We start from the raw sequence: 4,685 nt of genomic DNA, 5'->3' as shown, positions 1-4,685 counted from the left end.
GGAGGCTCTCGAAACCTCAACGGGAGCGGATAAGCATGTTTTTCGAGGTGTCCAAGTGCCATGAATAAGTGACAACTGTATCTTTATTTACAGTGGGTGCTTGCTGCCAGAATAGTTATCCATTCAGACCCGATCAAATTTGATGCCGATCAACCAAAAGGCGTAATCAGGATTGACGAGTGATCATCTTTCCATAATTATTAATTCCGGTTTCCCCGGGGTGGGAGGAAATACGATGCCGATGCAAATTACCTCTTGCGCATTATGGGCGGGTCTCGTCCTCGTGGTGTCTGTTCCAAGTGGAGCAATTATTTCGTCGTTGCTCCAGATAAATAATGAGATCGGGCCCTATATCGCTAGTGCTGCAGTGTTCTCGCTGGCCGCAGTTCTGGCTCAGAGTGGCCGGCCATCCGCTCCGCTGGTGGAAACAGCGGCAGGAGTGACTTGCGGACGTCATCTGGCCATCGCCGTTCCCGCGCGACGGCCAGGTCGGCGTCCTTGAGGATCAGGCCGTCGCGGCGGATGGCCGGCAGTCAGGATGAATGATACAGGCTGCATCAGGTTCACGTTTCTGCTGTGTCCGCTTGGGCGGATGTGCGCCGAATATTCCAAAGCTTCGCTGTTGGGCTTCACGCCGGATCCTGGAAGGATTCAGGTATAGGAGGATGTCATGCCAGCGCCAGTTGACGTTGTTCCCCGACATGAGCCCGAGGTTATTGCTGCGGGCGTCAGAAAGCGTGGCAGCGGGGAAAAGGTTCCCACCACTGGCATTAGCGAACTTCTGGTAACTGGCGTTCGATTGCGCAGCAGATACGGAAAAGCGCACGAACTGGAGTGCATGGCCCGCATGGTCATGGCTGTCCGGCCGCCATGCCGGCATCTCATCGAGAGCATCTGGTGCGACAGCAAGGCGATGGTTCTATATGAGGTCCACTTCAAGGAGGGGGTGACGCCCCGGACGGCAGACGCGATACTCGATGAGCTAGAGGAGGCTAGCGGCGGCCACAACGGCATCGGGGTGTCGGGCGTGTACACTTGCGATAGGGAGCCCAACTGGCCTTGGTTTCCGTAACGCCAGATCCGTTCAGGCGGATCGTGTCCCGGGACGTGGTGCAGGTGGCCGCGGGCCTCGGGCTTGAGGCAAGGCTGCATGGTCAGCCGCAATGCGACGGGCAGGCTGAGCGCAGAGCGGGGCCAGCGTCTATCTGCGGCCATCAAGGACGGCGCCACGGAAGGCCTTCTGGGCGTCGATGTCACCCATCGCGTCTCAAAGCACCTGCAGCAGGTAATCGAGAGCGACGACTTCCGCCTCAAACTGATGGTGCCGTAAGCGGGCTGCCTGCGCAGCTTCACGACGGCTCGGCGTACGATCGCTGGCTTCGAGGCGCTACTGTGGTTGCGCAAGGGCTTCGGCTTCGTCGGCGACCGGACGGTCCGCCGGCGAATGACCTGCTTGCACTCTGTTTCGGAGTGCAAAAGGTTAACGAAGCCTGAAAACACGGGCGGAGCAGGGGTTTTTGCGGCTGCCGCCATGGATTGCGACAGGCCCCTCAAATCTGTGCCATTGGCGCTGACGGCGGACAACTTATACCAGGATGCGAAGATGCTGACGCATCCGCATCCTTAAATGCTCAGGCGCCGCACGGGCTTGGCCAGAACCCGATGAGTCATGCTCATCGGGTTCTGGTATTAGAGCGGCTCTCGAACGTCCATAATCATAACAGATTCCCTCTACGACGCATTGGGTTGAACCACAGCCCCTCGTTCAAGATGAAGGTCAACTGGCTGCGATCAGGGCGAGAAGACGCTGGCGGAGCCAGCGCGGCAGTTCTACGTACACCCCGACACACCCCAACCAGATCGAGTCCGAGCCCAACGCGACGTCATCGACGTGAACGCATTCGAAGATCGTAGGGTTGGCGCTGGATAATAATTGCCGGTCCGCGCGCCAAGGCCTGTCTTGTACAAAATTGGAAAAATATTCCATCGCCAGCTTGCGCCGATGATCGGTCGATCATACGTTTTCGGCATGCTGGGTTGGGGCTGATCCTGACTGGGCGCAGCGGAGGCCCGCCACACCCCCCCCCTGTGGCGGGCCTTTGTGCTGGCTGCGCGGAAAAGGCGCCAGAGGCGCTTCACACATCGGCCAGCACAAACGCACACCATCGTGGCGTGCACGATGATGCCGCTAGGTAACCACAAATTGACCGTGCAATTAATTGGACTTTAGTCTATACTGATTAGTTGCACTGACGCGCCTCGTTAAGGGGGGCAAACATACCCCCTCCTGGCGTTGACGCCAAACTGCGCCCATTGAATTCACGCCAGGCACGTTACCAGTCAGTTCACGGTGGCGACAAAGACAGCTTCACAATATTCGTGATGGGCTTCACTGGCTCGACGGCAGCCCTGTGCTGGCATCTTACGCCACCTACTGCCGCGCCTCCCTGCCAGCATCCACGAGCCGCAGGACGTTCCAACCATCGGTGGTTAGTCTGATCCGGTATTTGCCTCCGGGCATTTCGTCCCATTGTGCCCAGCCCCGGAGCGACAGACGACGGATTACGTCGAGCATCGGGCCCGGTACATCACCGAGCTTCCGTTGATCTCCAACAATGAACCGCAGGGCGGCGATCTGCGGCTCTGTGAGGCGAACCACGGGCTTGGGCGATAGATACCCATTGGCCCGAATCTGCTCTCCCGTGGGCGTTAAAACAACGCTCAGCTTGCGCCGTCCGTTGACCTGGAGCTTAGCCATGCCGAGTTTCTCAAGCTCCAGCCAGACCGTGATCTGAGGGCTTCCAAGCGCAGAAAGCAGGACGCCTTCTCCGGCTTGCGCCAATCGGTCGACAAGCGCGATTTGCGTGGGCGTCAGTCGGTAGAGCAGGATGGGCTTTGGCATGGTCGCAGGGTAGCGCAGACTGGCGGCTCTGCACACGTTCCGCACGGTACTAAAGTATGGAGCCAGAGGCGCGCGCTAGCCAAACAGCTGAATCCACTCTAGCCTGGGGCCGCACTCTCGAGTGTGAATGTGAACTTGCCCGCCATGCCGCCGCGTGGCGGGTTTTTCTCTGCGGTGGGTCGATCGACTGTGCGCAGTGGCGCAGCCAGTGGCCCGACGTAATTTTTCACCGATGTGCCTCAAGGGGTTAGGCCAGGCCGACTGACTGACCTTCAACGCAAGGAGCAGACGGCGGAGTGGGTTCATCTGGCTGAGATGCCAGGAACCCGCCTAGTGTAAGCAGCCTTCCTCTTCAAATACGGTGATATTCCTCAGCCCTTGCAGATGGATTTCAGCCTGGAGATAGTCCCACGCGTCCCGATCTGTCGCGAATGTGTCTTCCCAGACAATCGAGTTCGAATCGGCGTCCACGACCTCGAGAACCCAGCCGTCGTCGTCTTTAAAGCGATATATCTCGACGCTGACGGTTATGCCGTCGCCCGTGATCTGCCGCGAGAGAGGTGACGTGATGATATCTGGCTCGCTGTCTGTCGACATCTGGGGCGCCTCCTTGGCGCGTCGATATTACCTCATTCAGTTTAGCTGGCCAGCCGCAGCCCGGCCCGCCTGTGCGAGATGGCGGGTGTTTCGGGACCTGTCGCAATCCATGGCGGTAGCCGCAAAGATCCCTGCGCCCCCCTGTTTTCAGGTTTCGTTTCGGCATCATCGGTTTGAGCCGGAAGTGGTCGCTCTCGATTACCTGCTGCAGGTGCTTTGAGACGCAATGGGTGACATCGGCGCCCAGAAGGCCTTCCATGGCGCCGTCCTTGCTGGCCGCAGGATAGACGCTGGCCCCGTCCTTACCGATCGTGTCCGGCGCAAGCAGGTGGCAAACTTTCAGGGCCTTACGGAAAAGCGTTTGGCCGCGGCAAGATCGCGGTGTGCTGTGAGCAGGAAATCAATCGACGCCCCGTGCTTGTTCACGGCGCGGTAGAGATACCGCCATTCGCCACGGACCTTGATGTAAATCTCGTCCAAACGGATTGATGCGCAATGGGGTTTGCGGAAGCGGCGCAGGCGCTTCTCGATCAACGGCGCGTAGACCAGAACCTTGAAAGGCGCGGTTTCGTGCCAGAACGCAACAGTGAGCAAACCGCCTAGATATTCCATAAGATATCTTCTGCGAATTGCGATTGAGCTTGCTGAGCACGAGCGAACACTCGCCTCACGCTCTGGGGTGGCCGTTACCTTTGCGATCGGTTAATGTTCTCGCCATGATCCCAACTATGCATCAGGCGATCCTTGCAGCCGAAGCACTCGTGAGCCTGCCCCCAAATCCAGGCCAGTTAAAACTGGAATTTTTGGGTCTGTTGGCTCATGCCGGCTGTGCCGCCGATGAGCCATTCAATGGCGATATCGGCGGTTTGTTGCCGATGGCGCTGTGTGGCCGGACTGAGGTGGTCCTGAATTTCTGACCAGACAGCCGCTCAGTTAAGCTCGGATCAGTGTTGCCTCAGGCGGCGGCTTTGACGTCGTGGTTTCCGGTAGCATATGTTTCGCCGGGCGTCCGCCCACCATGCGATGAGTGCGGCCTGCTTTCGTTGTAATAGGTGATCCAGGCGGCGATGCCCTTGCGGGCTTCCGATCCGGTTTCAAACGCGTTCAGGTAGACGCATTCGTATTTCAGCGAGCGCCAAAGCCTTTCGGTCATCCGGTTGTCGATCCAGCGGCCGCGGCCATCCAT

General features: G+C 58.6%; 5 protein-coding genes and 2 pseudogenes. 3 read left to right on the top strand and 4 right to left on the bottom strand.

What is annotated here, in order from left to right; translation table 11 throughout:
• Window positions 1-670: 670 nt before the first annotated feature.
• Window positions 671-1,072: a hypothetical protein gene (locus tag AC6A67_RS04145; RefSeq protein WP_498035293.1), complete on the top strand. Its 402-nt coding sequence runs from the start codon at window positions 671-673 to the stop codon at window positions 1,070-1,072.
• A gap of 150 nt (window positions 1,073-1,222) precedes the next feature.
• Window positions 1,223-1,494, top strand: a pseudogene (locus AC6A67_RS04140) (DDE-type integrase/transposase/recombinase); the annotation flags it as partial.
• A 937-nt stretch (window positions 1,495-2,431) separates the two neighbouring features.
• Here the strand turns inward: AC6A67_RS04140 and AC6A67_RS04135 are convergent.
• The 3 genes and pseudogenes from AC6A67_RS04135 to AC6A67_RS04125 form a co-directional block, all read right to left on the bottom strand.
• A complete protein-coding gene (locus AC6A67_RS04135; RefSeq protein ID WP_498035292.1) occupies window positions 2,432-2,902 on the bottom strand; it encodes a hypothetical protein in 471 nt (156 codons plus the stop codon).
• A gap of 330 nt (window positions 2,903-3,232) precedes the next feature.
• Window positions 3,233-3,499, bottom strand: coding sequence for a hypothetical protein (locus tag AC6A67_RS04130; RefSeq protein WP_498035294.1), 267 nt, complete (start codon window positions 3,497-3,499; stop codon window positions 3,233-3,235).
• A 157-nt stretch (window positions 3,500-3,656) separates the two neighbouring features.
• A pseudogene (locus tag AC6A67_RS04125) lies at window positions 3,657-4,072 on the bottom strand (DDE-type integrase/transposase/recombinase); the annotation flags it as partial.
• Between the two features lie 155 nt (window positions 4,073-4,227).
• Here AC6A67_RS04125 and AC6A67_RS04120 point away from each other — a divergent pair.
• Window positions 4,228-4,416, top strand: a complete 189-nt coding sequence (locus AC6A67_RS04120; protein WP_498035291.1) for a hypothetical protein — start codon at window positions 4,228-4,230, stop codon at window positions 4,414-4,416.
• A gap of 38 nt (window positions 4,417-4,454) precedes the next feature.
• Here AC6A67_RS04120 and AC6A67_RS04115 read toward each other — a convergent pair.
• Window positions 4,455-4,685: integrase core domain-containing protein (locus AC6A67_RS04115; protein ID WP_498035290.1), on the bottom strand; the 231-nt coding region annotated here is incomplete at its 5' end.

The sequence above is a fragment of the Camelimonas sp. FR25 genome, assembly GCF_059740505.1.
The sequence above is the reverse complement of the archived record's forward strand: the minus strand, read 5'-3'. Positions and strand labels throughout refer to the sequence as shown.